This is a genomic window from Shimazuella alba (assembly GCF_009831235.1).
Taxonomy (GTDB): Bacteria; Bacillota; Bacilli; order Thermoactinomycetales; family Thermoactinomycetaceae; genus Shimazuella; species Shimazuella alba.
In genome coordinates this window covers 253,452-278,159 of record NZ_WUUL01000006.1, presented here as the reverse complement: position 1 = coordinate 278,159, position 24,708 = coordinate 253,452, and the positions used below count along the sequence as shown (strand labels likewise).

Here is a 24,708-nt window from a genome sequence, read left to right as displayed (position 1 = left end):
CACTACTTTCCATAATGGAAAGTAGTGTTTTCTTTTGAAAGAAGAATACCACACGCTATGCGTGTGGTACAGAAAAGCTTCAAGTGATGAAAAAAATCCCTTCACAATGTTAGAATGTACATGGTTCGCCAACCAGTACTTCTGAATTAGGAGGGATTTTCTATGTCATCAGACAGGAATAGTTTAGCACATACAAGATGGAATTGTAAGTATCACATAGTCTTTACTCCAAAATATAGAAGACAAGATATATAGAAAAATCAAAAAGGATATAGGAGTAATTTTAAGACAATTATGTGAAAGAAAAGGAGTAGAAATCATAGAAGCTTCAACATGTAAAGATCATATCCACATGCTGGTAAGTATTCCTCCAAAACTAAGTGTATCCTCATTTGTAGGGTATCTAAAAGGGAAAAGTAGTTTAATGATATTTGATCGACATGCGAACTTGAAGTATAGATATGGGAATCGAAAATTTTGGTGTAAAGGATTTTATGTCGATACGGTTGGAAGAAATAAAAAAGCGATTGAAGAGTATATAAAAAAACAAATACAAGAAGATATAGTCACAGAACAATTAAGCATCATGGAATATATAGATCCCTTTACAGGAGAAGAAATCCGGGATGCAAAAAGAAAAAGATAACAGTAGACCTTTGAGGTCTAGCGAGTAAGAGTAGTGCAGTTGGCGAACCATTCAGAGCCCCTTCAGGGGCTGGTCAGTAATAAAGGCTTGCAGCTGCAGAACAAACCACCCGTTAACACGGGTGGTTTTGATTTAAGAACTGTATTTTTTGTAGTAAATATTGACCAGTCGTTTCCAAGTTTCAGGTCCTGGATATCCATCGGCATCGCTGCCAGTCCAACCTTGAGCCCGTTGGAAAGCTTGACAGTTTTTTAAGTCTGCAGATGACCATTCTGGACTTGGACCAACTTTATAGTATTTACCATAGCCAGCTGTTACAAGCATATAACCGAGCTGGGTTACATATTTGTTCTTCGCTCCAGATTTAAAGTATTTTGTTCCAGGGAAAGATTTGGTTACAGGATATGGAGCTTTTGGTTTTGAAGGTTTCGGTTTTGGTGTTGTTGGTTTGGTAACTGGTTTCGTAGGCTTTGGTGTTGTTGGCTTTGTAACTGGTTTGGTAACTGGCTTCGTAGGTTTCGGTGTTGTTGGTTTGGTAACTGGTTTCGTAGGTTTTGTTACCGGTTTCGTAGGTTTGGTAACTGGTTTTGAAGGTTTTGTTACCGGTTTTGTCGGTTTCGTTACTGGTATCGTAGGCTTTGTTGTTACGGTTATTGGTGTGGGCTTTGTTTTAGATGCAGGTTTTGGTTTTTGATTGTTTACATTTTGTTCTTGGTTTTGTCCATTCACCTCAAGATTTTCGATAGCCTCTGCTACTGCTATCTGGTCAGAATTACCTGTTACCTCTGTAGGATTGGCAGGTGTAGTGGATTCTGGTGTCGTACTGGTTGCATCAGGCTTTTCAACTGTATCACTGCTACCGATTAGTGAGGAGCTATTTCCCGTGTTTGGTTGTTGTGCTGTTTGATCTGTATTTTGGTATGGGATGGGCTTTACTTTCAAAGTAATTTCGACGCTTTTCGATGGAAGATTTTCCATGATTTGTTTATTTGCGTCGTTGGATACGACTGTGCTTACCACAACACGCGGTTCTTTACTTTGATTTTGTTTAAAAGGAGTTGATTCGGCAAAGGTTTGTGTATACTGATATACGAAAAAACCACCGAATGTACAAATAACACCAATGGAAGTCAGTTCTAGCCACCTTATTAATTTGTTGCTTGGTAACTTTTCCTTAAAGAAATTGGTTAACTTTGACAATAGTCTTCCTCCCCTCACTAGTAAGTTACAAACATCATACTATAAGGGGATGGAAGAGGAATATACAAAATTAAAATTTTTAGCAACAGTGAAAGTGACCTATTATACAGCAGAAAGCGTATATTTTATAACGTTATCTACAAAAGTTTGCTACATAGATTCATAAATAGTAATTTTTGGTTATCCAATATTAGGAAACGTCGTTTTCATATAATTCAGCTATAAGTTTATCAATAGGATCTTCTTGCTTTTCTTTTTCAATTGATTTTAGACCAAGTTTGATTCCTGATTTTCTTTCTTCTTCTGCTTCAAACGCCCGTATACGGGACTTATTTACTATTTTTTCTGCTAATCCTTGAAATTTAGGAGGAATGATTTCCTTTGGTTGCAAGATAAAGACCTCTGATCTCAGTGCTGCATGCTGCATGTAACAATGTCTTGGGCTGATTTCGTAGTAATCATACTCTGTAAGAGAAAAGCTCTCAGAACGAAGATTAGCTTGAACCGTTTGAGCGTCTTTTCTACTACCCAATTGAAAAACTGCATGTGTTCCAAAGTTTCGAAAGAAAGACTCTACGAAACTTGGAGGAATGTGATCTTTCAAACCTTGTGTAGATAGAATCAATGGAATATTAAATTCTCGATGCATATCTGCCATTGTTTTTAAATTTCCAAATAGATCAATAAATGTAGAACCTTCATCAATGATCAAAGGGTGTCTAGCATAGTTTCCATCCGCTGTCTTTTTTCCTCGTGAAACCATTCCAAGTTCAAAGTGACAGATAATACAGGATGCGATCAAGCGTTGATCTCCAGGAGACATTCCTGATAAGTCAAAAATAACAATATGACCTTCTTCCCAAGATTTCACCCATTTGACTCCACTTGTGTAGGAATTTAACATCCCACTAACTCCAGAGGTATTAATATTACGTAAACGTGCAGTACTAAAGCTTTCCACAAACTCACGAGGCCAACTGATTTTATTGGAATCTTTTTGTACATATTTTTGTAGTGATCTTTTTAAAGTAGCAACTGCAGGCTGTGATTCATCGAGTTGGTCAATAACCCAGTTACAAAACTCTGGTTCTTCAATGATACGCTGGATATTGCGCAAACTGGCAATTCCCAAACGGTCCAATGAATGTCCAATGAGCAGTAATGTTTCTGTTACAGCTGGTTTCCAATCACTCGAATCTGCACGGGCTAACATTTCCACAACTTGCCCGCCACGTTGAGTGATGGAGTAATCTACGTCAAAAGGATTGAAAGGGAAATTACCTTCTCTTGCACGAACTACGGTTACTTTATCATGCATTTCAGGTGGGATACGCGCAAGAACATCATTGGCCAGTGTGCCTTTTGTATCCACTAGAGTAAAACCAATCTTATTTTCATCTGTTCGAATTTTGATCAAATCATCAATAAGATTAAGAATAAAGCTGCTTTTCCCAGATCTAGCACCACCCATTACAGCAATGTGATCATCTAAGTTCTCATGCCTGAAATAGATTGGAAATCGAGCAGTAAAACGAAGACCATTTCCTACAAAGATCGTATTCGGTTCTTTTGCAATCTTTCTCACGGCAATTGGTGCAGGCGGATATTGCATTTTGACCCGAATTAACTTACTAGATCCTGATGAAGTGGGCCATCTAGCCATCCCAGCCATTTCTGAGGTACCCAAAATAACAGCATTTTGCGGCCTTCTGAATGGAAAAATCCGATTTTTTATCTCATGTCGAAACCAGGGATGGATAATTCTCCACCATTCTCTTGAGTGAAACCGATTTAATTCACCAGAGTTTAAATATCCAAGAGAGCGATAGGCATGTTCAGTTATACTTTTTGCTTCTTCCATTGTATTGCCAAAGCCTAATATTTTAATAGCTAGTTCTGCTTTTGGTTGTTCCATTTTCTCTTCAATTGCTTGCATATACATACCAGTATCAGAAGATTTGTCATGTTTTAATTTGTTTAATACCTTACGGAATTTGGGTAACATTTGTCTATCATAGACAGGTCTGATTAAGTATTGAACTAACAATTCCTGCCCCGGTGCGATGTTACTCATGTGTTCAACCAATTGTGCAAGACTATCAACGTTTGAGTGGTGAATTTGTATAGGAACAGTAAAATCACGTTCTAAAAACAACTTCATCCCATAATGAGGTCTGGAAAAATCAAGTTGATAGGGATCAGCTGCATGTTCATAATTGAATTCAAAATGCTCAAGTGAAATTCGGTCTAATGTATGCTGCCCAATCGTTTCATCTGGAGCCCAGTAGAAAAAACGGGTGCGAGTTCCAGTTGCAAATGCTTCCCATGATACCCATGGTTCATGTAGGGCAAATGGAAATCGACGAAACCATTTTCGCTGTAAAAATTCAATAATGTTTTGCCAAGCAACAGCAGTTTGATGATAGTTTGGTACACTTGTAACAAGAGTGTTTAACTCATACGTTACCCCTTTCGGGATCAAATGAGGTAGAAAGTGATATCTTTTCAATACCTATTTCTCCTTTCTTAGTTTTTAATCTTCATAAAAAATGTCAATAAAATCATCTTCATCGCTGCCTTCTTCCATTTGTGTAGCTTCTATTCTCTCTAATTTTCTTGAGAGCATAGCTACTTTATTTTCTACGTCCGCCCAATTTTTCTTTTGCCGTTTTAAATTAATTGCGGCTGTTTCTTTTTCGGTCTCTTTTGCTTGGTTTAAAAAGTTTAATGCAAGTTGATCAGCAGGTGTATCATGGACAGGATTTGGTTGTGGTCGAGTCATTATGCTGAAAGTTTTCATTTTTTCATTGTTTATGGTCATTTGTAAGTAAGCAATGTGTTGTTCTACCAAATTAAAATCGCGAGGAGTAAGGCCATATAGTAACATGTTTTCTGCAGCTATGTTGGCATCGCTTGGACTCCCCTGTTGGAAAGCAAATATCGTACCAAAATTTCGGAAGAGTGTTTCGACAGATTCATCATTCAAGTGTGCTTTAATTCCTGAATTTGCAAGGATATACGGTACATTATATTTTCTGGCTTCATTAAGGGTAAATTCAATGTTGTCCAAAGCTGTATTCATATAGAGACTAGCATCATCCACAATCAGAGGATGCATTGGCATGTATTTACCAGCTGAGAAATCACTTGAACGTGTAACCATCGCCTGACGAAATAAAACATAGCAGGCTGTTCCGAAAAAAGTTCGTTCATAAGAAGGACAAGCAGAAGTATCTAAAATAACAATATGACCTTCATCAAGTGCTTGTCGCCATTTGATACAGTTGGTATCTTGATTAACCATTTTCCCTGCATATGAGAGTAGCATCCCTCTAAATCTTGCCATAGTAGAACTTAAGACAAATTCTTTTCGCCAGTCAATTCGTTTAATATCTCGTAGGTTTCTCATTAAACTGCGGATAAGTGTTGCTTGTTCTGGATCATTTTCATCTAATAATGAAATGATTCTTTTGATGAATTCTTCATCTTCGATTAATTTAAGTAAATTATCTAATCTTGCCATTTTTACTTTCATCAAGGCGAGACTGGCTACGAGAAACGTTTCTTGCATCATTGGGTTCCAACTACCTGTAACCCGTTTGATAATTTCCGATATTAAGTTTGCCTTGCGGCTTTCGCCAGCTGGAAAATCCATGTCATATAAATTAAAAGGACCACCAGAGCGAAAGCGGACAACTTTGACCAAATGGTGCCACTTTGGTGGGATTTGCTCCAATAATTGATCGGAAAGCGTACCTTGAGTGTCAATGAGAGTCAAGCCATATTTGTTCTCTTCTGTTTTCATTTTAAGAAAATCAGACATTAAATTAAGAATGAGATTACTTTTCCCTGTTTTAGGTCCACCTAGAATCGATATATGATTTTTTAAATCATCCACAGGTAAATAAACAGGTGGTGAATTAATATTTCGGTTATTATGTCCGACTAACAGAGTAGGTTCTGGATGATTTGCCAAGTTTCTCACTTCAATTGGCATAAGAATCCTTTTCCCTTTTAGCTTAATGAATTTGGTGGTCCCTGCTATAGTGGGTACCCGCATTAAACCAGCAAGCTCTGGAGTCCCTAATATAATTCGATTTTCTGGTTTTCGGAAAGAAAAAATACGTTTGTTCCATTCATAGCGGAACATTGGCCGGAAGATCTGCCACCACTCTCGTGTTTCAAAACGATTCAACTCTTTGGAATTCATATAGCTGAGTGTTTTTGCAGTTTGCTCTGTTAGTTCAAATGCCCGTTCGTACGTTTGTGCTGTTGCAACGATCCGAACAGAAACTTCAGCCTGCAACTGGCTACTTTTTTCCTTGATTGCTTTTATATATAAATCGTTTTCTCTTTTTGTGGCAGTCTTATCCCGATATACATCTCGAATAGCTCGTTGAAATGCTGATGCTGTTTGATAATGAAAAATAGGCCGCATTAAAAACTGTAATCCTACTTGTTCACCTTCATCAACATTACTGAGAAATTCAAGTAAGGCAGATTGAGTATCAATATTATTTTTATCATACACGCGCATAGGTACAGCAAAGTCCCGTTCTAAACTTAGTTTCATACCTGCGTGAGGTTGTGAAAAGTCCATTTTTGGTGTTTCTTCCAATATAAAGTTAAGTTCCGGACTCATGGTATAAAGACGATTCCAAAACTCATTGCCCCATTGTTTATTAGGAGCCCAAAAAAAGTACCTTGTCCGTGTATCATTTGCGTAAATTTCCCATGAAATCCACGGTTCAATCATACGAAAGGGGAAGCGACGGTACCATTTGAATTTCATATATTCAATATAGTTATTCAGTGATTTTTGAGTTCGAACGTAGTCTGGGGAACCACCGATAAGTGTCTGAATTTCATACGTAACCCCTTCTGGAATTAAAAAGGGGAAGAAGTGAAACCTCTTCAAAATTATCTGCTCCTTTCCCTTACTGTTGGAATGTAAGGATAGTTGGATATCTATTGTGTGACCGGATCCGCTTCTAAGATGAATAAGGTCAGATTTTCTTTAAATTTATCATAATAGTGCAGAAAACGATAGTAAAACAGAATCATAAAAAAGAAGCCTCTATTGGCTTCTTTTTTGATTTAAAGCTTCATAACAAGAGTTCACATACATTTTATTTAAACATATTGCAGAGCTATGTAAAAGTAATGTTAAGAATAATCTGGATGAATTATAGATAATAAGGGATGAATAAATCTAAAATAACTAAAATTTAAACTAATATGTTTTTCGTTGGGGTTTAAATGAATAGCTATTTTGCAATTTTTAATTTGGTCGTGAAAAGAGCAAGTAATCTTAGAACGATGGAACAGGAAACTTGGAAAAAACACTAGTTAAGACGCCTCTTCCGAATATTTTTTAAACGAATTATTAGCATATGAAAATAACTATTCACAAATAATCATTTCTTGATTATAATAATTATAAATAAGTTGTGCATGGGCAAAAATGAAAATCATTCTCAGTAATTAACCTGGGGCTCTGCCCCTATTGGAAAGAGAGAATCTCAACTATACGGTGGTGAAAATAATGGAATTCGTTACGTATCAAGTAAATAAAAAAAATAATCACCAAATAGAACCAAATAATAAAAATGACCATTATGTTGAATTTAGTTTTGCCATTTCAAGTGGTTTGTTAACTTTAGCTGCATTTCTATTAGAAAGGACAAGCATTTCATTTGCTATAGCTCTTTACCTACTTGCTTTCTTTATTGGTGGCTATGTAAAGGCAAAAGAAGGACTAATAGAATTATGGAAAGAACGCGAAATTGGTGTTGATCTATTGATGATGCTTGCCGCTATTGGTGCAGCAACAATCGGTTATTGGCTAGAAGGAGCTTTGCTCATTTTTATATTTTCGTTCAGTGGAGCTTTAGAAACTTATACCATGGCTAGAAGTGAACGAGATCTATCGAAACTTCTCAGTCTGCAACCAGAAATTGCGACGATTGTGTATCCAGATGGCTCAGAAGCAAAAGTTCCAGTATCCCAATTAAGTGTGGATGATGTAGTGGTGGTGAGACCAGGAGGTCGTATCCCAGTTGATGGGAAAGTGATTGAAGGCCATTCAGATGTGGATCAAGCTACCATAACGGGGGAATCTACACCTGTTTCCAAACGCAAAGATGATCCAGTTTATGCTGGAACAATTAATAGTACTGGGTCACTACTCATTCGAGTCACTGTCTCCAATGAGAATAGCCTTTTTGCTAAAATTGTTAAAATGGTGGACCAAGCTAGAGAAGATGTTCCTACATCTCAATTAAAAATGGAACGTTTAGAGCGAACATATGCCAAAGTTATCTTGTTGGTAACAGCTATCTTGTTGTTTGTTCCTCACTTTGTGGTCCAATGGAGTTGGTCTGAAACTTTTTATCGAGCAATGGTTTTCTTAGTTGTTGCTTCACCTTGTGCACTTGTTGCTTCTATCATGCCTGCTATATTGTCTGCAATGTCTAATGGATCACGCAAAGGTATTTTATTTAAAAATGGTATGCAATTAGAGGTGTTGTCTGAGATTGGTGCCGTAGCTTTTGATAAAACTGGTACCTTGACAGAAGGAAAGCCAAAAGTCACTGATATTCGTTTATTCGCAGGTTTAAGTGAGTCGGAGTTAATACAAGCAGTTGCTTCTATTGAGTGGCTCTCTGAGCATCCAATAGCACAAGCTATTGTGGCATATGCAGAGGATCATGATTTGAACCGTACAAGACCAGAGGAACTTCAATCAGAATCAGGTCGTGGAGTAAAAGCTACGTATCTAGGTGTTTCTTGGCGAATAGGAAAACCAGAGTGGTTTACTCTTGCAAATGATATCCGTTTGGAGACGGAGAAACTAGAAAAACTAGGGAAGACAGTCGTAGTAGTCGAGCAAGCAGGGATCATCGTAGGAGCTATCGCATTAAAAGATACGATTCGTGAAGATGCGAAATTTGTTATTCAGTCTTTACATGATGCAGGTATTCACACTGTTATGCTGACAGGAGACCAAAAGCGAACAGCAGAAGGGATTGCAAAAGAACTGAATATAAAGGAATTTTATAGTGATCTCATGCCTCAAGATAAAGTAGAAAAGGTAAAAGAATTGAGACAACTACACGGCAAGATTGCAATGGTTGGGGATGGTGTAAATGATGCTCCTGCACTGAGCCAAGCAAGTATGGGTATTGCGATGGGTGCTGGCGGTAGTGACATAGCTTTAGAAACTGCTGATATGGTATTGATGAATGATAATCTCTCCCATATCTATACAGCAGTAAAATTATCAAAACGAATGAAACGTATTATTCTCCAAAACCTTATTTTTGCAGCAGGCGTTATTTTACTCCTCTTGTTGTCCAACTTTACTGAGCTAATCAATTTACCACTTGGAGTAATAGGTCATGAAGGTAGTACTATACTGGTTATTTTAAATGGATTGCGATTGCTTCGATAAGAGAGGGTAACCTCTCTTTTTTTGCAAAGTAGAACAAGGGGAATGATAATAAATATGGTAATAAATATAGAAATAAGAATAGGCTTTAATGAAGAGATTTTTAGTTAACCTTCACAATTGCTTAATACATTGATATCTGAGTAAGTTAACCTACTTGCTCTTTTTCCTTGTTTGTGACTAGTATGTAGGTGCTTGGAGGATTTAAGAATGCGAAAGATATGTATTATGGGATCTCCAGGATCAGGTAAATCAACACTTGCAAAAAAAATAGGCCAAGTACTAGACATAGAAGTGATCCACCTAGATAAACTGTTTTGGCAGCCTGGTTGGATTTCTGTCTCACAAGAAGATTTTAAAGAAGCGCAACAAAGACATCTCGTCAAAGATCAATGGATTATCGATGGAACTTATAGCAGTGTATGGCAACCTAGGTTGGAAAAAGCAGATACGATCATTTTTTTGGATTTTCCTAAGTGGATTTGCCTTTATCGTGTATTTCAAAGATATTGGAAAAATAGAAATCAGACACGATCTGATATGGGAAATGGCTGTCCAGAAAAGATAGATATGGAGTTTTTCCAATTTATATGGAACTATCCAAAAGGGAAGAGATTAAAAATATTACAAGCTTTACAGGAAAACGAAGAAAAGCAGATAGTAATTTTGCAAAATAGTAAGCAAGTTTCCCATTTTCTAGCAACATTAAGAAAGAAGATGATTCATTTGAATTCACCTTCTTTATCGGAAAAAAGATTATGCTAATGAATTTTTCTTCAATGCCATAATTTGCTTTGCTTGTTCTTCCAGTACCTCTGCCACAGCCCTTCCTTGATTTGGTTCTGTTTTAGCAATGATACGAATATAATTTTCAGCCTTATTTGGAGTATGTACATCAAGTACTGCTGGTCCTTGAATAACTTGTGGCAATTCTTCTTTTATTTCGTTTAGTTTTGCTTGAATTTCGGATAAACTGCTATGCATATCTTGTCCCTGTGCATAATGAATTTTTACATTTACAATAGTATTGGATGTACCTTTGGAGTGGTTGGTTAGGGACTTTAGTTCACGATTTGGGATGAAATGAAGGTCACCATTTAAACCACGAATTTTTAATATACGTAATCCAGTCTGCTCTACTACACCAGAAAAATCATTAACAGTGATATGGTCATCTACGTTTACTTGGTCTTCCATAAGTATGAAGAATCCTGTTACAATATCACTTACAAGACCTTGTGCTCCAAAACCAATTGCTAACCCTATTATTCCGGCACTAGCAATAAGTCCAGTAGCATTAATTCCAAATTGGTCTAGTAAAGACACCAACGCAACAAAGAAGATGACATATCCTATAAAATTGCTGGCTAAACTGGTTAACGTCTGCAAACGTGTATTTTGTTTTTTTCTACCAACAATAAAACGATAAATAATTCCTTTAATCAGGAGAAAAGCAATGTAAGCAATTACAATAATTACGAGACAGCGAATGAGTATTTCAGAGATATGATCCCAGTTGATTTGGAAATTCCAGTTCATGGTATCTTCCTTCCTAGTATGATTAAAATAAAAAGAATAGGTATAATATAACATATTCTTTAAAATAAAACAGATGAAGTGTACAATTCTCTGTAGAGAAATGGGTTTGCAAACAAAAGATAAATTTCTTTTAAAAAAGGATTGACACTCTAGCAAATATATCGTAATATAGATTTTGTCGCTGAGCCGAAGTGGCGGAACTGGCAGACGCGCACGACTCAAAATCGTGTTCCTTTGGAGTGTGGGTTCGAGTCCCACCTTCGGTACCACCAATTGCATATCGGGGTGTAGCTCAGTTTGGCCAGAGCACTCGCTTTGGGAGCGAGGGGTCGCAGGTTCGAATCCTGTCACCCCGACCACACAATTTGGTGATATGATAAAGACATGTTAGAGCAAATCTAATGTGTCTTTTTCTTTTGGGAGGAGAGGTATGACGTGAAAGAAGTTACCATCTATACGGACGGAGCTTGTTCAGGAAACCCTGGTCCAGGTGGATGGGCAGCTATTTTGATATATGGAGAGCACACCAAGGAAATCTCTGGTGGAGATAAACAGACAACAAATAATCGAATGGAATTAATGGCTGTTATCCAATCACTGAAAATGTTAAAACAACCGTGCAAAGTGAAGGTGTGTTCCGATAGTGCTTATATTGTGAACTGTTTTCATGACAAATGGTATGTAAAATGGGAAAAAAGCGGATTTAAGAAGAATGAAGATTTATGGCGTGAGTTGCTAGCTCTTTATCGTAAACATGATGTAGAGTTTAAAAAAGTAAAAGGACATAGCAATGTTGAGTTAAATAATCGTTGTGACGAATTAGCTCGAGCTGCTGTACCAAGATAAGGAAAGGAGGTAGGATAAATGAAGGCAGAGCAACTAAAAGAAAAATTGATCGCAAAAGCTGCAGAGTTAGGTATTGATAAAATCGGTTTTGCTTCTGCTGATCCTTTTTTAGAACTAAAAGAGCGACTACGTGAGCAACAAGAGAAAGGCCTTGCCTCCGGTTTTGAAGAATCCGATATTGAGCTTCGCTCTCATCCAGAAAAGCTTATGCCAGCAGTGAAAACAATCATCGCCATTGCCATCGCTTATCCTGCCAAACTAACTGATCCTCCAAAATCCGAACCTGGAAATTATCGTGGAATCTTTTGTCGTGCATCTTGGGGAACTGATTATCATCTAGTACTGAGACAAAAGCTAGATGATTTATCGACTTATTTACACTCTCTTGTACCTAATGCAACGATCCAATCGATGGTCGATACTGGTGCACTGAGTGATCGAGCAGCAGCACAACGTGCTGGTATTGGGTGGAGTGGGAAGAACACAGCTATTATCACAGAAGAATTTGGCTCTTGGGTATACCTTGGAGAAATGTTGGTGGACGTTTATCTTCCTCCAGATGAACCAGTTGAGGATGGCTGTGGTGATTGTACTTTATGTATGACAGCTTGTCCAACAGGAGCACTTGTCGAACCAGGACGTTTAGATTCTCAATCCTGTATTGCTTATTTGACGCAAACGAAGACCATGATACCAGAGAAATACCGCGATAAAATAGGCAATCGCCTCTATGGATGTGACACTTGTCAAACGGTGTGTCCTAAAAATAAAAAGCGGTATTTTGATCATCAGCAAGCTTTCCATCCAGACGTAGAAAAAGTAAAACCGCTGTTAAAGCCGATCTTAAAGTTAAGCAATCGACAATTCAAAGAACAGTTTGGAGAGATGTCCGGCTCATGGAGAGGAAAGAATCCGATACAACGAAATGCCATCATTGCTTTAGCCCATTTTAAAGATAAAACAGCAGTAGCCGAATTAACTGCTATGTTACAAAAGGATGTTCGCCCTGTTATCAGAGGAACAATTGCATGGGCATTAGGAAAAATAGGCGGAGAAGAAGCCAAAGAAAGTTTACAAAAGGCAATTCAGACAGAAACAGATGAAATGGTGTTAACGGAGTTAAACGTAGCCATGAACAGGTTAAAAAACTAATTATATTTGATAATAAATGCCCTCGATCTGAAGCGATTCTACCTTACTAGATCGAGGCTTTTATTATGGGAAAAAATGGGTGTGTCGAAAAAGATATTCTGCTATAATAAGCCAAAAATATATTTATAAAACTATATATAATAAATAGAATATACACTCTAATGTAAATTTTAAAGGAGCAGTCATCATGGTTATCTCAACATCGGAAAAACAACATAAACCGCTACATCCTCCAGGTCGCACAGGATTTAGTCTTCTCGCTTCTCTTCCTAAATTAGCAAAGGATCCATTTAATTTTTGTATGAGTGAAGCTGCAAAAGGAAACGGTTTGGTTCGTTTGAGTTTTGGAAGAGTTAGTGCATATTTAGTAAGTCATCCAGATTACGTTCATCATGTTCTTATTGAAAACTCTCCTAATTACATAAAAGGAAGTATGATGGATGGAATCCGCTTTGCATTAGGAAATGGGTTATTTACAGCAGAAGGGAGCCATTGGAAACGTCAAAGGAAGTTGATGCAACCAGTTTTTCATCCTGAACAAATAGAAAAAACAGCTCTCATTGTAAATAAAGCAGTGCAACATGCAATAAAGCGATGGGAAGAATGCATAGATAATAGTACTCCGTTGAATATGTTAACAGATGCGACGGAAACAAATGTGGAAGTAGTTTTAAAATCGTTACTTGGAACATCTGTAAATTCCAATCAATCCAAGCGGCTAGTACAACTAACAAATGATGTTTTTCAAGGGATGACCAAAAGAGTTTGGACGTTTTTTGTCCCTAGTTGGTTCCCTACACCTGGACGCTCTGCTTATAAAAAAGCGATTGATCAGTTGGATCATGAGATCTATTCCATAATCAACCAAAGAAGAGAATCAAATGCATCACAGGATGATTTGTTGGGAATTTTAGTTGATGCAAAAGATGAAAACGGAGAATCAATGACTGATCAGCAGATTCGAGATGAAATATTTACCATTTTTTTAGCTGGATATGAATCCACTGCCAGCTTGGTGACTTGGGCTTCTTATCTACTTAGTCAAAATCCACAAATACTCGAATTGGTTTATAAAGAAGCGATTCAAGTATTGGGAGGGCGCACTCCAGAGTATATGGATATGATGAAACTCAAGTATGCCAGGATGGTATTAAATGAGACACTACGTCTGTATCCTGCGTTTCCGATGTATTTTCGAACATCTGTAAAAGAAGATAAGATAGGTGACTATACCATTCGCGGTAATTCACCAGTAATATTAAGTCCTTTTGCTACCCACCACGATCCTCGTTTTTGGTCAGACCCTGATAAATTCGATCCTGAAAGATTTCTTCCTGAACGGTTTGATAATCATACACGAAAAGCCTATTATCCGTTCGGTAAAGGTCAGCGAATATGTATTGGACAGGATATGTCTTTGGCAACTGCCCTCATAATGTTGGTTACATTTGTGCAGAAATATGAATTTAGTCTTGTCCCTAATAGCAATGTAAGTCCTCGTTATGCGATGACCTACCAGCCACTGGAGATGCCTTTTCAGCTAAAAAGAAGAAAAGATTAGCATAGGTTAGTGAAAGTAAAAATAGGAACACGTGACTTTTATTTGTATGGCGATATTTCTCTTGATTCCAAAAGTGGTTTCTGGTTCCTCTAATAGACGATTTTTTGTGTGACCCCTTCCGACCAGAATCATATAAATGGATGGAAGGGGATGATGTTATGTATAATCGTGAACGAGCTGTTGCTTATGCTAATACCTATTGGAACTCCCATAATCCTGCATTTCGTTTTTTCCGTACTGACGACTGTACCAATTTTATATCCCAATGTTTATATGCTGGTGGATTTCCGATGGTGGGAGGAAGGGATCGTACGAAGGGTTGGTGGTACCGTCAAGGGCGCCCTGATAATTGGAGTTATAGTTGGGCGGTTGCAAATAGTTTTTACTGGTTTTTACGAAGCCGAGCACAACAGGTTTCGAGGGTAGAAGATTTACAACTGGGAGATGTTATCTGTTATGATTTTGAAGGCGATGGCAGATGGAATCATAGTACGATCGTTACCTATAAAGATGAAAATGGGCAAGCATATGTAAATGCACATACGAACAATAGTCAATACCGCTATTGGCCTTATCAAGATTCTGCTGCTTGGACCCCTCGCATCAAGTATGCATTCTTTCATATTCGTTAGAGAACCTACCTAGGCACTTGTAGGTTCTTTGTTATTCTAGATATTTAAGATTGTTGCAAGAGTTGTATGTCCAATTTTCGTTGCAAAAAACGCAGAATCACAAGTAAAAACATCCCCAAAAAGGAAACGATACTAAAGATCAGATAGACAAAGTGAATATTTAGGCTTTCAAGCACAATTCCACCTACTAAAGTGAAGAACCAATTGCCAAGACCAAAACTGATGCCATTAAAAATACCAAGTGCAGTTGTTTGAAGAGAACTTGAGGTATGTTTTTGAACATAGGCTACTGAAACAGGAATGAACAGACCAAGTGATAACCCTTGTGCTACATTAAGTAAATATATAAATATTTCTGATGGGTGGAAGAAAAAGCAAAAATATTGTAAGGCTGAAATGAAAGAAGCAAAAATTAAGATAGAAGTAATATCCATTCTACTTAACAGCTTTCCAGCTAAACGCATAAAAGGAACTTCACTTCCTACACTGATCAAGAAGCTAACACCAACACCAGCAAGTGTTCCTCCAAGACTGGTATACAGCAGTCCAAAAAAGGAATTATTGGCGAGCATTACCCCATAAACCAGAAAGCAAGCAAATAAAAACAACAGGAAAGGTTTGTTGATAATCAGTTTTTTCACATTTCCTTTCGTCGTAACATTTTTCTGGACAGTTGAGATCTCTGGCAGATTCCAAGCAAAAAAGATGGAGACGAAAAGAAAAAGGGAAAACGTATAGAAGATGATTTGAAGAGAGTTCGATTGTGCGATTAGACTCAATACCCAAGCAGAGAGCGCAAAGCCAACAGCTCCCCAGAGACGGTAGTCTGCGTAAGATTGATTATTTTTTTTCGTATAACTCACAATAATACTTGTAGAGACAGGCTCAGAGGCACTGTTAAAAAAGGCAAGTAAAATCGATAACGCAATAAAAGTCACAAAGCCATTTAAAAAAGGGAACAAAATACCTATTGCGGCAGAGACTAAGAGCGAAGTTACCAAAATAGTATGAAGGCGTCCTGTTTGATCCGCGAGGTATCCCCACAAAGGTTGGACAAGCAGCATGATCAAAGGATTAATGGAAGCAATTATTCCTATCTGCGTTCCTGTAAAATGTAATTCATGAAGATATAGGCTAAAAAGAGGCATATAAGCACCTATTGCGATAAAATAAAAAAGAAAAAAACTGATGATCATTATCGAGTTTTTTTTCGCTGTATCGATCAAGTTACATACTCCTTTTTGAAGTGTTAGTATTATTATTATAAAATGATCCTTTTCTAATAGGAAGTTACCATTGTTCTTATGGGTTAATAGAATGAATATCAATGATTGGAGATTAGAACATGCCTTTTCACATTGTATTAGTAGAACCTGAAATCCCACCAAATACGGGGAATATTGTCCGTACTTGTTCGGTTACTGGAGCTAAACTTCACTTAGTAAAACCGCTTGGTTTTTCCATTGAGGATTCTCAATTAAAAAGAGCAGGTTTGGATTATTGGCATGAGATGGATATCCAAATGTATGATTCGTTTCAAGAACTTCGCGATAAGTATCCAAGTAATCGTTTTTTCTGTGCTACAACCAAAGCAAAACAATCCTATGCTTCTTTTGATTATCAAGAGGGAGACTTTTTTGTTTTTGGGAAAGAAACAAAAGGATTACCTGATTCCATTTTAGAAGCAAATAAAGAGACATTGATTCGTGTTCCGATGTTGCCTGATGTCCGTTCGCTTAACTTAGCAAATTCGGTAGCGATTGTTTTGTATGAAGGATTACGTCAATTGGAATTTCCATCCTTAATTTAGATTCAGGATATATAAATTTGGAAATAAATCACGCTGTTTGAGTTGAAGAAGAGGGGAAAAAGTAATAGTTAAAATATTGTAAAACAAAGTAAAACAGATCAGCATGGTGTATAATAATAAGTAGGGAATAGAATGGAATTTCAAAACCATTCTTTTGAATTAAATTATAGAATAACGGATGTTCTCCCATTTGCCTAGAAAATACGGATACAATTTCTAACTCCCATTTTTCTAAAAGTTTAAAACTTATCGTGTCCTTTTGCTATAGAAAAGCATATAGTAATATACACTTTTTCTCTATTTATAGGTTTCAAAGTAGGGGTATTGGTGGAATACGATAATTAAACGGTTAAGCAAGTGAAGCTGGTTCTTACCGGAGAGGAGGCTTCCATTGGACATCTTAAAACGTATTTCTGACTATCGTGAAAAAGAGTTGAATTATCTATGGGAGGGTACGTTTGCCGACTATCTGCAAATTGTGAAGTCACAACCACAAGTGGCGGAAACCGCCCACTCACGTGTCTATAACATGATTAAGAGCCATGGGGTACAGACACATGCAGATGGAAGAAAATCGTATCCGTTTTTTAGTGAGGAGCTCTTTGGTCTCAATCACGCGATTGAACGATTGGTAGAGGAGTATTTTCACTCTGCAGCACGTAGGCTAGACGTGAGGAAACGAATTCTTCTCCTTATGGGTCCAGTTAGTGGAGGTAAATCGACGATCGTTGCCATGTTGAAAAAAGGTTTAGAGCAGTATTCTCGTACGGACGAGGGAGCGCTTTATGCGATCAAGGGCTGTCCGATGCAAGAAGACCCACTAAACTTGATTCCAAGGGAACTTAGGACCGAAGCTGAAAAAGAGTTAGGAGTTCGCATTGAGGGAAACCTGTGCCCTTCTTGCCGTTTTCGTTTACAGGAAGAGTATGGTGGACGCATCGAGGATATGATTGTTGAACGTATCCTGCTATCAGAAGATGAACGTCAAGGGATTGGTACGTTTAGCCCTTCTGATCCAAAATCGCAAGATATTGCAGATCTTACAGGTAGTATCGATTTTGCCACCATTACCGATTACGGTTCCGAATCGGACCCTCGGGCATATCGCTTTGATGGAGAATTAAACAAAGCTAATCGTGGTTTAATGGAGTTTCAAGAAATGCTCAAATGCGATGAGAAATTCTTATGGAATTTGTTGTCTTTAACGCAAGAAGGAAACTTCAAAGCTGGGCGATTTGCGTTGATCTCCGCGGATGAATTAATTATTGCCCATACGAACGAATCGGAATACAAATCTTTTATCGCAAACAAAAAGAACGAGGCATTGCAGTCTCGAATGATCGTAATGCCGATACCATACAATTTGCAAGTAACTGCTGAAGAACGTATCTATGGAAAGTTGATCAAACAAAGTGATCTATCTCACATCCACATTGCACCACATTCACTCCGAGCAGCCGCAATTTTCTCAATCCTAACCCGATTAAAAGATTCCAAAAAACAAGGTGTCGATCTACTTAAAAAACTACGTCTGTATGATGGCGAGTCTGTAGAAGGCATGAAAGATATTGATATAAGAGAGTTGCAGAACGAATATCTAGATGAAGGTATGTCGGGCATTGATCCGCGTTATGTCATCAATCGTATATCAAGTGCCTTGATTCGTACCGATCAAGACTATATCAACGCACTAGATATTTTGCGTTCACTAAAAGATGGACTAGATCAACACCCCTCGATAACGACAGAACAGCGTGAGAAATATTTGCATTTCATCTCGGTCGCAAGAAAAGAATACGATGAGATTGCGAAAAAAGAGGTACAAAAAGCTTTTGTGTATTCATATGAAGAATCTGCCAAAACATTGATGGATAATTATTTAGACAATGTAGAAGCGTATTGCAACTGGGGTAAAATTCGCGATCCACTTACTGGAGAAGAGATGGAACCAGATGAAAAACTGATGCGATCCATCGAAGAGCAAATCGGCATTTCCGAAAATGCGAAAAAAGCGTTTCGAGAAGAAATTCTAATTCGTATCTCTGCTTTTGCAAGAAAAGGAAAGCGCTTCGATTATAACAGTCATGAACGACTTCGCGAAGCGATCCAAAAGAAATTATTTGCTGATCTAAAAGATGTTGTAAAAATCACTACATCCACAAAAACACCTGATGAAATCCAATTGAAAAAGATGAACGAAGTAATTTCCCGATTGGTAGAGGACTATGGCTATACTCCTTCGAGTGCAAACGGACTACTGCGTTACGTAGGAAGTTTACTCAATCGATAACCGAACAAGGCGGGAGGTGAACCGAAAATGAAGAATCCCCTGTTTATTGTGTCAGAGGAAGATTGGTCCCTCCATCGCAAAGGCTATCAAGATCAGCTGCGCCATCAAGAGAAAGTGAAAGAAGCCATAAAGAAAAACTTACCCGATCTGGTGAGTGAAGAGAGTATTATTATGTCAGATGGGAAACAGCTGGTGAAGATTCCCATTCGGTCGATTGAAGAATATCGTATTCGCTACAATTTTAATAAAGGAAAACAAGTTGGTCAGGGTGATGGCGACAGTCAAGTAGGTGATGTGATAGCGAGAGACCCCTCTGGGTCCCCAGCAAAAGGGAAAGGTCAAGGTGCGGGAGACCAAGCAGGTGATGATTACTTTGAGGCTGAAGTTTCAATCGATGAATTGGAGAATATTTTATTCTCTGAAATGGAACTTCCCAACTTAGAGCAAAAAGAACAAGAAGAGATTCAAATTGAAGAAATTCGCTTTACGGATATTCGTAAAAAAGGGTTGATGGGAAATATCGATAAGAAACGAACACTGATGGAAGCAATCAAGCGTAATGCTTTAGCTGGTTCTAAGCAGAAAACAAAGATCTCTATTGACGATCTCCGTTTTAAAACATGGGAAGAAAAAGTACTTCCTCATTCGAATGCTGTCGTGATTGCGATGATGGATACTAGTGGATCCATGGGTATCTTTGAAAAATACATCGCGCGAAGCTTCTTCTTCTGGATGGTACGTTTTTTACGCACCAAGTACGAAAATGTAGAAATCGTTTTCATTGCCCACCACACAGAAGCAAAAGAAGTCCCGGAAGAACTTTTCTTTACCAAAGGAGAGAGCGGAGGTACCATCTGCTCCTCTGCTTATAAAAAAGCAATCGAGATTATTGATAATCGTTATCCTCCAAGTCGTTACAACATTTACCCTTTTCATTTTTCAGATGGAGATAATCTCACATCAGATAATGAACGGTGTGTGGGCTTGGTCAAAGCTTTGATGGAAAGATCCAACATGTTTGGATATGGTGAAGTAAACCAGTACAATCGCCACTCCACTTTAATGACGGCATATCGCCATTTGGTAGATCCAAAGTTTTCTCACTTTGTAATCCGAGAAAAAAGTCATGTGTATCATGCGTTGAAGCATTTCTTTCAAGTGAAAGAAGTAGTGTAAAGAGGAAATCGTCTTCTCAAATAAGGTTTGAGAGGACGATTTTGTTTTCAGTTTGCGATAAGGGAACCGCTCCTGAAATCAACTAGATATATGATCATTTTTCCAATTTCCAAATGCAAATATTTTGAAGATATATACATCGTGTAAGATAAAACCTAATTTAGTATTATTATGTATACCTCCAACGATTAATATCCAATTGACCCATTTCTCTATAAAAGTGCTCCCTAAATGTTTTCATGCTATATAAATATAGATAAAACCCAAACAATGGTGAAGATGTCTGCTCTTATGTTTTCTGCCATTGTAAATCCCTTCCTTGTTCGAAGTGTAGTCGTAAGTAGTGGGAAATAGATTTCGCTTATCTATGACAGTGATCATCTAAAGTCCTCGTGTATTTTTTTGAATTAACTTTACATATATTATTTAGAACGAGTGGGAAAATTCAGGTTCTGAGGTTGTTACAAACAATGATCAGTGATCTCAGGAATAGATTGTCTTTGATCTCATTTTTTAGATCCAATCATCATATTAATTGGATACTTTTCTATTACGCTTAAAATTGTACGTATTCATAAAGATACCAGCACATATAAAAAGTGTTCCCAAAACAATACTCATGGTTATGTTCTCTCCAAGTTGTAGCCATCCAAATAAAATCCCTAGTATGGGAACAAACATTAGTGCCATAGAGGCTTTCGAAGCATTGATTTTTTGAAGGACCCAAAACCAAACTACAAATGTAAAAGCTGTTGAAAACAAGCCATTAAATAATAATGAGAACAGTGCGTTTCGAGTCCACTCGATTGAATGGTTTGGTTCTAAGAGTAATGAAAGAATGAACAAAAAGAGCGATCCGATCAGCAGTTGCCATGCAGTCATATGAATCACATCGGTATTTTTTAATTTGATTTTGCTAAAAACATTGGCTATTCCCCAAATAAAAGCTGAAACTAAAATTAATATTTCTCCAAGTATCACTTTCATATCAGAGTTAATAATCTCTAGCCCTAAGATAAACGTAAGACCAAGTAAGCTGGAAATCAATCCAATCATTTTATAAATATCGATTTTCTCATCTAATTTGAAGTGGCTAATGATTACTACAAATATAGGCATTGTATATACGAGAACGGATGTTTTTCCTGAGTCTACAAATTGCAAACCATAGGTAAGAATTGCCATATATCCTAAAGACATGAATAAACTTATTAGTAGATAGTTCTGGAAGTTTTTTTTGTCGATCAAGAGTTTCTTTCTTTGGATGATTAATATAATAAATAAAGGAATTGCCGCTATTAACAAACGTAAAGCTGAAAATAAAAATGGTGGTATATCGCTAATGGCTATTTTCATCGTAACCCATGAATATCCCCAAATAAGCGTAACCATGATGATTCCTAAAAAAACTTTAAACATGATCTACCATCCCTTTTTATAATATAATTTTATTGTCTGGTGAATGTTTCTTTTAAGATGGTACTATGGATAGAACACTCTTTTCGAATGTTCTATCTAGTGCCATATTCATAAAAATACAGATTTTTCGTACAATACAGACTGATAAGTATACATCTTTGCGAATCATTTTAATGACTTAATGAATTTTTTCATCTCTATAGCAAAATACATATTTTTTATACAAATCTTCATTGTAAAGAAGGTCTTGTCCATGAGAAGAACTAATTAATCTCGGTTTTATTTCATCAATAATCGCACCACTATCTATGTTCTCATTCATGTCGACACTGAAATTTCTTATGGGTGGAAGTAAATCTTCCTTACTTGTAATAAAGAGATCTCCTGCTAAAAGGATATTGTCTATTTCATGATGGTATACAACATGCCCTGGTGAATGTCCAGGTGTCAGGTAGTATTGTATAGGCAGGTTAGCAAATGTTTGCGCCGTTAGTGGTTGCACAAAATTGGCTACACCCGTGTCTTCAATTGTTTTGTTATTTGGATAAGGTACGATGCCGTTGATATATTTGAGTTCATAATGGTGAGCATAGATCGGAATGTTGAATTGTTCTAACCACTTAGCAGCACCTTGAATATGATCACTGTGACCATGGGTGAGGAAAATCGCTTTTGGGATACCAATCTCTTTTGCTGCCTTAATTTGAGCATGGACTAGTTCTTCGACACCTGTATCGATGATGTAAACATCATCACGATCTTTAATGAACCAAATATTAATTGGGATTTTAATAGGTCCTTCGATTTTGAATTCACATTTAAAAATATGTTTTGATAATTGGATCATGTTCATTTTAAACACTCCTCTATTTCAATCTAGAATTTCTGATATTATTAATATAAAACAGATCAATAGGCGATATAAGTACGCACATTTTTGTAACCTAATTGGTGAGGTGATGATATGGGAAATCGATTAAATGGATTTGGCGACTGTAGTATAGAAGTAGAAAGGGCATGTCCCATTGAATTGACTTTGCACATCATAGGTGGGAAATGGAAAGGAGTCATTATAAATATTTTGTCTAAGAAAGATACTCGGTTTAATGAGCTGAAAAGATTAATACCTGGAATTTCACAAAGGATGTTAACATTGCAATTGAGGGAGTTAGAAGCAGATGGGATAGTGAAGAGAAAAGTGGAGGAGACCATCCCGATAAAGGTGGGATATTCTTTAACTCATCAGGGTGAAAGTTTAACACCCATTATCCAATCCATGAGAATGTGGGGAAATGATTATATAAGTAAAAATGAATGAATATATCATATCCAAGGAGAGATCCTTGTGTGAGAAGGTTACATTACGTTTGTGAATTAAAAGAACTAAATTGGTATAAATTTAAGGTAAATAGAATTTTCCTAAACTATTTTATATTTGCTTTTGGCTATATCCTAGCTAGTTATATCAGTACAATCGCCACTCCACTTTAATGACGGCATATCGCCATTTGGTAGATCCAAAGTTTTCTCACTTTGTAATCCGAGAAAAAAGTCATGTGTATCATGCTGTAAAGCATTTCTTGGCTCCGGGATTGTTTGAATCCTCTTAATACTTTAATAGCGTTCAAATTAGAAGATAAATTTGTATCTCAAACTGATCAATCTTTATAAGCTTAATTCACGACGAAAAATCGATTCTCAATTCTAGAATTGAGAATCGATTTTTCTTTTTTTATGTCGTCAGTTTTATAACACTTAGACAGTACCTTTTAATTTGTGGTAATGTACTTTATTTATTTGTTTCATGGTTCAACACCATGAAATCTAGTTGACAAGAAATTACCAATCCAGAGAGCACTCGATATTAATTCCACGTGCAGAGATTATATTAGTCTTTAGTTGCTTATGAAGGAAATAAGAATGATTGGCAATAAAAAGAAAAATGTGATGACGCAATTTGTCGGTATCTCTATGTATGGGTAGTGTAGTGACAATGACACTGGAATCAGGATAAGTTTTGACCGATAAATTAGTTGATATTACAAAATATGGTTTAATTTTTGTTGCAAAAAATAAAAATCATAAACCCTTGTATTGCTCAATCCCTAATTGATTGAAGTAAAGATGTTTGATTGCAACCATCCAAGTTTAGTTTATAGTATTGTGTAAAAAGGGATCAGGGAATCACCTGAACCCATCCTTCCCTTGGAAAACAGAGAAGTTGGAAAAGCAAAAACTGTATGGGTCTGTTTTATTGAGAAATGGAGCACCAGAAAGCGATTTTTTGATATGACGGAAGTACTGAACAGGGAAGCAAGAGAGGAAAGCAAATTCATTGCCTGCTATTGTTCATCAGCTTGCTTGAACTGTTTTTTCCGAAAGGGATTTTATATACAAATTTGGACTTGATCATAGAAAATATTATTACTAATGAAAGAAACCCAGTCAATTCTACGTGCAGAGAATATATTAGTCTTAAGATTTACAATGAAGGGAGAGATAATAATGGGAAAGAAAGGCCCGATCTGTAAATTTCTCAAAGACTATATCGATAATGAAGTCACAGTGACATTGTATACAGGACAAGTAGTATCTGGGAAGTTAGTTAAAATAAAAGATGGTTTAGTGGTGTTACTAGAAGCAGAAATTATAAGCCCTTTTGTTGCTGAATCCTTAACAATCGTTAAATGTGAAGATATTGCGATTGTAACCATTCAGACGAGTGATTTTAATGATGATGACGATGACGATGATGATGATTAAGTTTAGGAATTTCTTGCTTTAGCATTTTTGACATTTACTATGCAACCTTCCATTACCATCTTCATACGTTAAGTACGAACAAACTGGAATCACTTTAAAAACAGTAAAACCGGAATATCTTAGTGTGTGAAGAGTGGGTTTTTGTAATACCAATTGTTGTATCCCCTAGTAATTGTAGTCATTGGTTATAAGGTTTCTGATGACAAGGATCCACAAATATGAAA

General features: G+C 37.0%; 18 protein-coding genes, 2 tRNA genes and 1 pseudogene. 14 read left to right on the top strand and 7 right to left on the bottom strand.

Annotated elements, in window-relative coordinates:
- The first annotated feature begins 162 nt into the window (after positions 1-162).
- Positions 163-646, top strand: a pseudogene (tnpA, locus tag GSM42_RS11240) (IS200/IS605 family transposase).
- A gap of 132 nt (positions 647-778) precedes the next feature.
- On the opposite strand, the gene GSM42_RS11235 reads toward tnpA, so the two are convergent.
- From GSM42_RS11235 to GSM42_RS11225, 3 genes are all read right to left on the bottom strand, one after another.
- Entirely contained in the window at positions 779-1,846 is a 1,068-nt protein-coding gene (locus tag GSM42_RS11235) for a peptidoglycan-binding protein (RefSeq protein WP_160801629.1), read from the bottom strand.
- Between the two features lie 190 nt (positions 1,847-2,036).
- Complete coding sequence (locus GSM42_RS11230) at positions 2,037-4,355, bottom strand: ATP-binding protein (RefSeq protein ID WP_160801628.1); 2,319 nt, start codon at positions 4,353-4,355, stop codon at positions 2,037-2,039.
- 24 nt (positions 4,356-4,379) lie between these two features.
- Complete coding sequence (locus tag GSM42_RS11225; RefSeq protein ID WP_160801627.1) at positions 4,380-6,764, bottom strand: ATP-binding protein; 2,385 nt, start codon at positions 6,762-6,764, stop codon at positions 4,380-4,382.
- Between the two features lie 627 nt (positions 6,765-7,391).
- On the opposite strand from GSM42_RS11225, the gene GSM42_RS11220 reads away from it, so the two are divergent.
- Complete coding sequence (locus GSM42_RS11220; RefSeq protein WP_160801626.1) at positions 7,392-9,299, top strand: heavy metal translocating P-type ATPase; 1,908 nt, start codon at positions 7,392-7,394, stop codon at positions 9,297-9,299.
- 207 nt (positions 9,300-9,506) lie between these two features.
- Positions 9,507-10,061, top strand: coding sequence for a DNA topology modulation protein (locus tag GSM42_RS11215; RefSeq protein ID WP_160801625.1), 555 nt, complete (start codon positions 9,507-9,509; stop codon positions 10,059-10,061).
- On the opposite strand, the gene GSM42_RS11210 is transcribed toward GSM42_RS11215, so the two are convergent.
- Positions 10,053-10,835: a mechanosensitive ion channel family protein gene (locus tag GSM42_RS11210; protein WP_160801624.1), complete on the bottom strand. Its 783-nt coding sequence runs from the start codon at positions 10,833-10,835 to the stop codon at positions 10,053-10,055. The genes GSM42_RS11215 and GSM42_RS11210 overlap by 9 nt on opposite strands.
- A 185-nt stretch (positions 10,836-11,020) precedes the next feature.
- Between GSM42_RS11210 and GSM42_RS11205 the strand changes: the two genes are divergently transcribed.
- The 6 genes from GSM42_RS11205 to GSM42_RS11180 all read left to right on the top strand — a co-directional run bounded on the left by GSM42_RS11205 (position 11,021) and on the right by GSM42_RS11180 (position 15,026).
- Positions 11,021-11,104: transfer RNA gene (locus GSM42_RS11205), tRNA-Leu, on the top strand.
- A 12-nt stretch (positions 11,105-11,116) separates the two neighbouring features.
- Positions 11,117-11,194: transfer RNA gene (locus GSM42_RS11200), tRNA-Pro, on the top strand.
- 76 nt (positions 11,195-11,270) lie between these two features.
- Complete coding sequence (gene rnhA, locus GSM42_RS11195; protein ID WP_160801623.1) at positions 11,271-11,681, top strand: ribonuclease HI; 411 nt, start codon at positions 11,271-11,273, stop codon at positions 11,679-11,681.
- An 18-nt stretch (positions 11,682-11,699) separates the two neighbouring features.
- The gene (queG, locus tag GSM42_RS11190; protein ID WP_160801622.1) at positions 11,700-12,833 is read left to right on the top strand and encodes a tRNA epoxyqueuosine(34) reductase QueG; all 1,134 of its coding nucleotides are present in this window, start codon (positions 11,700-11,702) and stop codon (positions 12,831-12,833) included.
- Between the two features lie 187 nt (positions 12,834-13,020).
- On the top strand, positions 13,021-14,394 hold the full coding sequence (locus GSM42_RS11185; RefSeq protein WP_160801621.1) for a cytochrome P450: 1,374 nt from the start codon (positions 13,021-13,023) through the stop codon (positions 14,392-14,394).
- A gap of 158 nt (positions 14,395-14,552) precedes the next feature.
- Entirely contained in the window at positions 14,553-15,026 is a 474-nt protein-coding gene (locus tag GSM42_RS11180) for an amidase domain-containing protein (RefSeq protein ID WP_420820988.1), read from the top strand.
- Positions 15,027-15,070: 44 nt separating this feature from the next.
- On the opposite strand, the gene GSM42_RS11175 is transcribed toward GSM42_RS11180, so the two are convergent.
- Positions 15,071-16,252 carry an MFS transporter gene (locus GSM42_RS11175; RefSeq protein ID WP_160801619.1) on the bottom strand — a complete coding sequence of 394 codons (1,182 nt, stop codon included), beginning with the start codon at positions 16,250-16,252 and terminating at the stop codon, positions 15,071-15,073.
- Positions 16,253-16,371: 119 nt separating this feature from the next.
- On the opposite strand from GSM42_RS11175, the gene trmL reads away from it, so the two are divergent.
- The 3 genes from trmL to yhbH all read left to right on the top strand — a co-directional run bounded on the left by trmL (position 16,372) and on the right by yhbH (position 20,302).
- Positions 16,372-16,836 (top strand): tRNA (uridine(34)/cytosine(34)/5-carboxymethylaminomethyluridine(34)-2'-O)-methyltransferase TrmL, encoded by a 465-nt coding sequence (trmL, locus tag GSM42_RS11170; protein WP_160801618.1) that lies wholly within the window; start codon positions 16,372-16,374, stop codon positions 16,834-16,836.
- A 391-nt stretch (positions 16,837-17,227) separates the two neighbouring features.
- A complete protein-coding gene (locus GSM42_RS11165; RefSeq protein WP_160801617.1) occupies positions 17,228-19,126 on the top strand; it encodes a PrkA family serine protein kinase in 1,899 nt (632 codons plus the stop codon).
- 27 nt (positions 19,127-19,153) lie between these two features.
- A complete protein-coding gene (gene yhbH / locus GSM42_RS11160) occupies positions 19,154-20,302 on the top strand; it encodes a sporulation protein YhbH (protein ID WP_160801616.1) in 1,149 nt (382 codons plus the stop codon).
- Positions 20,303-20,833: 531 nt separating this feature from the next.
- Here yhbH and GSM42_RS11155 read toward each other — a convergent pair.
- Both GSM42_RS11155 and GSM42_RS11150 read right to left on the bottom strand, forming a co-directional pair.
- Positions 20,834-21,721, bottom strand: a complete 888-nt coding sequence (locus GSM42_RS11155; RefSeq protein ID WP_160801615.1) for a DMT family transporter — start codon at positions 21,719-21,721, stop codon at positions 20,834-20,836.
- Between the two features lie 178 nt (positions 21,722-21,899).
- Entirely contained in the window at positions 21,900-22,574 is a 675-nt protein-coding gene (locus GSM42_RS11150; RefSeq protein WP_160801614.1) for an MBL fold metallo-hydrolase, read from the bottom strand.
- 111 nt (positions 22,575-22,685) lie between these two features.
- Between GSM42_RS11150 and GSM42_RS11145 the strand changes: the two genes are divergently transcribed.
- On the top strand, positions 22,686-23,039 hold the full coding sequence (locus GSM42_RS11145; RefSeq protein ID WP_160801613.1) for a winged helix-turn-helix transcriptional regulator: 354 nt from the start codon (positions 22,686-22,688) through the stop codon (positions 23,037-23,039).
- A gap of 1,187 nt (positions 23,040-24,226) precedes the next feature.
- Complete coding sequence (locus GSM42_RS11140) at positions 24,227-24,484, top strand: hypothetical protein (protein WP_160801612.1); 258 nt, start codon at positions 24,227-24,229, stop codon at positions 24,482-24,484.
- Positions 24,485-24,708: the final 224 nt, after the last annotated feature.

Bases quoted from the DNA above. Each gene is read 5' to 3' on its own strand.
- GSM42_RS11220 (WP_160801626.1), top strand. From the start codon at position 7,392: ATGGAATTCGTTACGTATCAAGTAAATAAAAAAAATAATCACCAAATA.
- GSM42_RS11215 (WP_160801625.1), top strand. From the start codon at position 9,507: ATGCGAAAGATATGTATTATGGGATCTCCAGGATCAGGTAAATCAACA.
- GSM42_RS11210 (WP_160801624.1), bottom strand. From the start codon at position 10,835: ATGAACTGGAATTTCCAAATCAACTGGGATCATATCTCTGAAATACTC.
- queG (WP_160801622.1), top strand. From the start codon at position 11,700: ATGAAGGCAGAGCAACTAAAAGAAAAATTGATCGCAAAAGCTGCAGAG.
- GSM42_RS11185 (WP_160801621.1), top strand. From the start codon at position 13,021: ATGGTTATCTCAACATCGGAAAAACAACATAAACCGCTACATCCTCCA.
- GSM42_RS11180 (WP_420820988.1), top strand. From the start codon at position 14,553: ATGTATAATCGTGAACGAGCTGTTGCTTATGCTAATACCTATTGGAAC.
- trmL (WP_160801618.1), top strand. From the start codon at position 16,372: ATGCCTTTTCACATTGTATTAGTAGAACCTGAAATCCCACCAAATACG.
- yhbH (WP_160801616.1), top strand. From the start codon at position 19,154: ATGAAGAATCCCCTGTTTATTGTGTCAGAGGAAGATTGGTCCCTCCAT.
- GSM42_RS11155 (WP_160801615.1), bottom strand. From the start codon at position 21,721: ATGTTTAAAGTTTTTTTAGGAATCATCATGGTTACGCTTATTTGGGGA.
- GSM42_RS11150 (WP_160801614.1), bottom strand. From the start codon at position 22,574: ATGAACATGATCCAATTATCAAAACATATTTTTAAATGTGAATTCAAA.
- GSM42_RS11145 (WP_160801613.1), top strand. From the start codon at position 22,686: ATGGGAAATCGATTAAATGGATTTGGCGACTGTAGTATAGAAGTAGAA.
- GSM42_RS11140 (WP_160801612.1), top strand. From the start codon at position 24,227: ATGGGAAAGAAAGGCCCGATCTGTAAATTTCTCAAAGACTATATCGAT.